The organism is Nocardioides sp. (genome assembly GCF_050699375.1).
In the GTDB taxonomy this organism is placed as follows: Bacteria; Actinomycetota; Actinomycetes; order Propionibacteriales; family Nocardioidaceae; genus Nocardioides.
In genome coordinates this window covers 1-5,557 of sequence record NZ_JBOHDN010000306.1, presented here as the reverse complement: position 1 = coordinate 5,557, position 5,557 = coordinate 1, and the positions used below count along the sequence as shown (strand labels likewise).

Sequence of the window (5,557 nt, the reverse complement as noted above, 5' to 3'; positions counted from 1 at the left end):
TACGCCGACTCGCGCTTGGTCGGCAGCGTGGAGGGGAAGACCTCGAGCGACTCGAGGATCTCGACCTGCGCCTCCTCCTGAACCCGGGCACGCTCGAGGAGCACCGGGAGCGAGCCGATGTTGTGCGTCCCGAACACCACGTCGACGTACGGCGCCTTCTGGGTGATCGTGGCCCGGTCCTTCTGTGCGAGGCAGCCACCGACGGCGATCTGGAGATCCGGGTTGGCCGCCTTGATCGGGGCCAGGTGGGAGAGGTTGCCGTAGAGCTTGTTGTCGGCGTTCTCCCGGACCGCGCAGGTGTTGAAGACGACTACGTCGGCCTGCGCGCCCTCGGTCGGCTTCAGATAGCCCGCATCCTCGAGCAGCCCGGAGAGGCGCTCGGAGTCGTGGACGTTCATCTGGCAGCCGTAGGTACGGACTTCGTAGGTGCGCGCGGTCATAGCGCCCTCAAGCGTACGACCGCTGTGGCCGCGCAGAGGAATCCAAGACTTGTCCCTAGAGTTGTAAGGTACGATTTAGTAAAGCGTACCTTACGGAGGATACCGGTGACACCGAAGCCTGAGCACGTGTTCGGTCGCGACCGCGAGTGGGAGACCCTCGTACGCTTCGCCGCGCGCCCTCAGCCGGGAGCGATGCTCGGCGTGGTCAGCGGCCGGCGGCGGCAGGGGAAGAGCTTCCTGCTCGAGGGACTGACTGCGGCAACGGACGGTATCTACTTTCCTGCGCTGCAGGCGACCGAGGCGATCTCGTTGCGCCAGTTCGCCGACACTCTCATGCGTAACGGGATCCGGGTGTCCCGGCCGTTCCTCGACTGGGGCGACGCCGTCTCTCACCTGTTCGAAGCGATCCGGGATGAGCCCCGGGTGGTCGTCATCGACGAGTTCCCGTTCCTCATGCGGGCGACTCCGTCGTTGCCATCGATCCTCCAGCGCGAGCTCGGCCCCGGAGGATCGGGGCAGAGCAGCAGCGCCCGCCTGATCCTGTGCGGGTCGTCGATGGCGATGATGGGCAAGCTTCTAGCGGGCCAGGCACCGCTACGTGGTCGCGCGAGCATGGAGTTCGTTCTCGGACCGTTCGACTATCGCGACGCGGCGAGCTTCTGGAATGTCGCGGACCCTCGCCTAGCGGCACAGCTTCACGCCGTGGTCGGCGGCACGCCGGCTTATCGACGCGAGCTCGCCGGCTTCGACGTCCCCGATGGTCTTGACGACTTCGACGCCTGGGTCACCCGCACCGTCTTGAACCCACAGTCACCGTTGTTCCGCGAGGCGCGCTATCTCCTCGCCGAGGAGACCGAGATCCGCGACCCCGGCATCTATCACTCCGTGCTGGCAGCGGTCGCACAGGGCAACACCACCAGCGGTGGGATCGCGAACTTCGTCGGGCGCAAGACCGCGGAGATCGCGCATCCGCTCAACGTCTTGGAGGACTCGGCGCTGCTCACGCGCGAACCCGACGCCTTCCGCAACGGTCGCAGCACCTACCGGATCGCCGAGCCACTGGTGACCTTCTATCAATCGGTGATGTGGCCGATATACGCACGGCTCGAAACAGGCGCAGACACCGCCTCGATCTGGGCCGATCGGAGAGCGACGTTCGACAAGCAGGTCCTCGGACCGCACTTCGAAGCGATCTGCCGCTCCTTCGCCGTCTCGACATCGGCACGGGAGTTGTTCGCGGAGCTTCCGGCAGAGGTGCGCTCCGGTGTGGTCAACGACCCCAGGACCAAGAGTCAGATCCAGATCGACGTCGCGGTGCTGGGACCACCTCGCACTGATCAGCCACGGCAGGTTCTCGCAATGGGCGAATGCAAGTGGGGCGAACGGATCGGACCTGGTCACGTCGACCGGCTCAACAGAGCACGGGATCTGCTCGAGGCACGGGGATACGACGTGTCGCGGACCGCCTTGCTCTGCTTCTCGGCCACAGGCGGGTTCACCAAGGGCTTCGACGCCGATACCGGGCCCAATGTCATACCCCTGACACTCGATGATCTCTACCGTTCTTGAGGGGCAGACCGGCGTACTCAATCTGGTTGGTTATCTGCTTGTAACCGATACCGGGGGCCAAGTCATGGATGTGCAATGCAGGATGTGGTTAGGTCTCCGGCATGACCGTGCTTGACACTGAACCCACCAGCGCACCTTCGGGAGACGCATTGGTGGTGCTCGACCATGTCGACAAGCACTTCGGCGACCTGCATGTGCTCCAGGACATCAACCTGGAGATCAAGCGTGGCGAGGTCGTCGTGGTGATCGGGCCTTCGGGTTCGGGGAAGTCGACCCTCTGCCGCGCGATCAACCGGCTGGAGACGATCGACTCCGGCACGATCAAGCTCGACGGCAAGGAGCTGCCCGCTGAGGGCAAGGCTCTGGCCACGCTGCGCGCCGAGGTCGGGATGGTCTTCCAGAGCTTCAACCTCTTCGCCCACAAGACGATCCTGCAGAACGTCACGCTGGGCCCGATGAAGGTGCGCAAGCTGAAGAAGGCGGCGGCCGACGCCGAGGCGAAGAAGCTGCTCGACCGTGTCGGGGTCGGCGTCCAGGCGTCGAAGTATCCGGCCCAGCTCTCCGGCGGCCAGCAGCAGCGCGTCGCGATCGCTCGGGCGCTGGCGATGAAGCCGCAGGTGATGCTCTTCGACGAGCCCACCTCCGCGCTCGACCCGGAGATGGTCAAGGAGGTGCTCGACGTCATGGTCAGCCTGGCCAAGGAGGGCATGACCATGATCGTGGTCACCCACGAGATGGGCTTCGCCCGTATCGCCGCCGACCGCGTCGTCTTCATGGCCGACGGGCAGATCGTCGAGTCGAACACCCCGAACGAGTTCTTCGACAACCCGAAGTCCGAGCGCGCCAAGGACTTCCTCGGCAAGATCCTCAAGCACTGAACGTACGTCTCGGGTGAGTCCTAGGCTCGCGAACCCTGCAACGCACTCAACACTCATATTCCAGAAGGTGGAAACGATGAAGTTCAAGAAGATCGCCGCGGTCGTGGGCGCCCTCGCGCTCGCAGGCTCGCTCGCTGCCTGTGGTGGCGGCGACGACTCCGGCTCCGACGCCGGTGGCGACAAGCTCACGATCGGCATCAAGTTCGACCAGCCCGGTCTCGGGTTCAAGAACGCCGACGGCAGCTACGCCGGCTTCGACGTCGACATGGCGACCTACATCGCCGAGGGCCTCGGCTACGAGAAGAACCAGATCGAGTTCAAGGAAGCCGTCTCCGCCAACCGAGAGACCTTCCTCAAGGACGGCACGGTCGACATGATCCTGGCGACCTACTCGATCACCGACGAGCGCAAGGCCGAGGTCGACTTCGCCGGTCCTTACTACGTCGCCGGCCAGGACCTTCTGATCCGAGCCGACGACTCCTCCATCACCGGCCCGGAGGACACGAAGGGCAAGAAGCTCTGCTCGGTCACCGGCTCCACCTCCGCCCAGAAGGTCAAGGAGGCGTACGGCGCCGTGCCGCAGGAGTTCGACTCCTACAGCAAGTGCATCACCGCCCTCCAGGGCGGCCAGCTCGACGCTCTCACCACCGACGACATCATCCTCGCCGGCTACGCCAACGAGTTCCCCGGCGAGTTCAAGATCGTCGGCGAGCCGTTCTCGGAGGAGAACTACGGCGTCGGTCTGCCCAAGGGCAGCAAGGACCGCGACAAGATCAACGATCTGATCGAGAAGTCCTTCGAGGACGGTGCCTGGGAGAAGGCGTTCAACGACAACCTCGGCGAGTCCGGCTACGAGCTGCCGGAGCCCCCGACGGTCGACCGCTACTGAGCGAAGCGTTCAGCCAGACCCGAGTCGGCGGATCCTGACCCGGTCCTTGCGAAGCGAAGCGAGCAACAGGGCCAGGATGCGCCGACTCGGGGCGAGGCATAAGACGGACCACCAAAGAACCGAAAGTACCTAATGGACCTCTTCTCCGAGTATGGGTCGGCCATCCTCGCGGCGTTCGGACTGACCCTGCGACTCGCTTTCTTCAGCGGGATCTTCTCGCTTCTGCTCGGCGTCGTCCTGGCCGTCTTCCGGGTCTCCCCGGTGCCGGTTCTGCGCTGGGTCGGCTCTGCCGTCGTCTACACGTTCCGCAACACGCCGCTGACCCTGGTGATGTTCTTCTCGATGTTCGGCCTGGCCTTCGAGTTCGGCCTCACCTTCGCGAAGGACATCCCCACCCAGAACTTCTGGCTCGCGGTCCTGGCACTGTCGATCTACACCTCCACCTTCGTCTGTGAGGTGTTGCGCTCCGGGATCAACACGGTGCCACTGGGCCAGGCCGAGGCCGCTCGGGCGATCGGACTCACCTTCTCCCAGAACCTCAGGTTGATCGTCCTCCCGCAGGCTCTGCGGTCGGTGCTCAACCCGCTCGCCAGCGTCTTGATCGCGATGATCAAGAACACCACGGTGGCCGTCACCATCGGCGTCGTCACCGCTACGGGTGTCAACGAGGCGTCCGGCCAGATGCGCACGATGATGGAGAACGAGGCCGACCAGATCGTGCTGATCTTCATCATCTTCTCGGCCGGCTTCATGATCATGACCTTGCCGGTCGGCTTCCTCGCCGGCTGGGCCTCCAAGAAGTTTGCGGTGATTCGATGAATACCCCATCCGAATGCTCGCTTCGCTCCGCTTCGAACGGGGGCCCCAAAAGATGAGCACCTCTGTTCTCTACGACGCCCCCGGCCCGCGCGCCAAGGCGCTCAACTGGATCTACTCCGGTGTCGCGCTGGTCGCGGTCGGTTTCCTCGCCTGGTACATCTACACCACGTTCGACAAGACCGGCCAGTGGGAAGGCGAGAAGTGGACGCCGTTCCTTGACGCCGACGTCTGGAACAACCTGCTGATCCCAGGGCTGATCGGTACGCTGAGCGCTTTCGCGGTCGGCTCCGTACTCGCCCTGGTCTTCGGGTTCGTCTTCGCCGTCGGGAGGCTCTCCCCGGTCAAGCTCATCAGCATCCCGAGCGGCGCGGTCGTGGAGTTCTTCCGCTCCATCCCGATGCTGCTGCTGATGTTCTTCATCTACTTCATCCAGCCCTCGCTCGGCATCGGCACGACCAGCATCTTCTGGGCGGTCGTGCTCGGCCTGATGCTCTACAACGGCTCCGTCATCGCCGAGATCATCCGCGCCGGCGTACACGCGCTTCCGAAGGGCCAGAACGAGGCCGGTGCCGCCATCGGACTCACCTCGGGCCAGGTCATGCGGACGATCCTGCTTCCGCAGGCCGTACGAGCGATGCTGCCGGCGATCATCGCCCAGCTCGTGGTGCTGCTGAAGGACACCGCGCTGGGTTATGTGCTCGGCTACAGCGAGCTGCTCAACCAGCTCCCCAAGCTCTCCCAGAACTTCCACAACCTGATCCCGGCGGCGATCCTGGTCGCGGGGATGTACATCCTGATGAACACGATCCTGGGTCTGGTCGCGAACTGGATCGAGGGTCGGACTCGCCGGGTGGGCCACACCGCCGGCCCGGTCGGGACGGCCGAGGACCCGGAGGTGCAGGTCGGCACGCCGATTGCCTGAGGTCGACGACACGAAGCGGCCCGCTGCCCCTCCTCGGGGC

At 64.6% G+C, this 5,557-nt stretch carries 5 protein-coding genes and 1 pseudogene; 5 read left to right on the top strand and 1 reads right to left on the bottom strand.

Features of this window, described 5'->3' with window-relative positions; all coding sequences use genetic code 11:
• A pseudogene (locus ACRDPS_RS21840) lies at nt 1-440 on the bottom strand (tRNA (N6-isopentenyl adenosine(37)-C2)-methylthiotransferase MiaB); the annotation flags it as partial.
• Nucleotides 441-464: 24 nt separating this feature from the next.
• Between ACRDPS_RS21840 and ACRDPS_RS21835 the strand changes: the two are divergent.
• The 5 genes from ACRDPS_RS21835 (at nt 465) to ACRDPS_RS21815 (ending at nt 5,517) form a co-directional block, all read left to right on the top strand.
• Nucleotides 465-2,009, top strand: coding sequence for an AAA family ATPase (locus ACRDPS_RS21835; protein ID WP_431503769.1), 1,545 nt, complete (start codon nt 465-467; stop codon nt 2,007-2,009).
• Nucleotides 2,010-2,110: 101 nt separating this feature from the next.
• Nucleotides 2,111-2,887 (top strand): amino acid ABC transporter ATP-binding protein, encoded by a 777-nt coding sequence (locus ACRDPS_RS21830; protein WP_431503768.1) that lies wholly within the window; start codon nt 2,111-2,113, stop codon nt 2,885-2,887.
• A 76-nt stretch (nt 2,888-2,963) separates the two neighbouring features.
• Nucleotides 2,964-3,776 carry a glutamate ABC transporter substrate-binding protein gene (locus tag ACRDPS_RS21825; RefSeq protein WP_431503767.1) on the top strand — a complete coding sequence of 271 codons (813 nt, stop codon included), beginning with the start codon at nt 2,964-2,966 and terminating at the stop codon, nt 3,774-3,776.
• A gap of 132 nt (nt 3,777-3,908) precedes the next feature.
• Complete coding sequence (locus tag ACRDPS_RS21820; RefSeq protein ID WP_431503766.1) at nt 3,909-4,595, top strand: amino acid ABC transporter permease; 687 nt, start codon at nt 3,909-3,911, stop codon at nt 4,593-4,595.
• A 52-nt stretch (nt 4,596-4,647) separates the two neighbouring features.
• Nucleotides 4,648-5,517, top strand: a complete 870-nt coding sequence (locus ACRDPS_RS21815) for an amino acid ABC transporter permease (RefSeq protein ID WP_431503765.1) — start codon at nt 4,648-4,650, stop codon at nt 5,515-5,517.
• The last annotated feature ends 40 nt before the right edge of the window (nt 5,518-5,557 follow it).

What these genes read in the sequence shown, in the direction of transcription:
- ACRDPS_RS21830 (WP_431503768.1), top strand. Translation starts at nt 2,111, where the DNA reads ATGACCGTGCTTGACACTGAACCCACCAGCGCACCTTCGGGAGACGCA.
- ACRDPS_RS21825 (WP_431503767.1), top strand. Translation starts at nt 2,964, where the DNA reads ATGAAGTTCAAGAAGATCGCCGCGGTCGTGGGCGCCCTCGCGCTCGCA.
- ACRDPS_RS21820 (WP_431503766.1), top strand. Translation starts at nt 3,909, where the DNA reads ATGGACCTCTTCTCCGAGTATGGGTCGGCCATCCTCGCGGCGTTCGGA.
- ACRDPS_RS21815 (WP_431503765.1), top strand. Translation starts at nt 4,648, where the DNA reads ATGAGCACCTCTGTTCTCTACGACGCCCCCGGCCCGCGCGCCAAGGCG.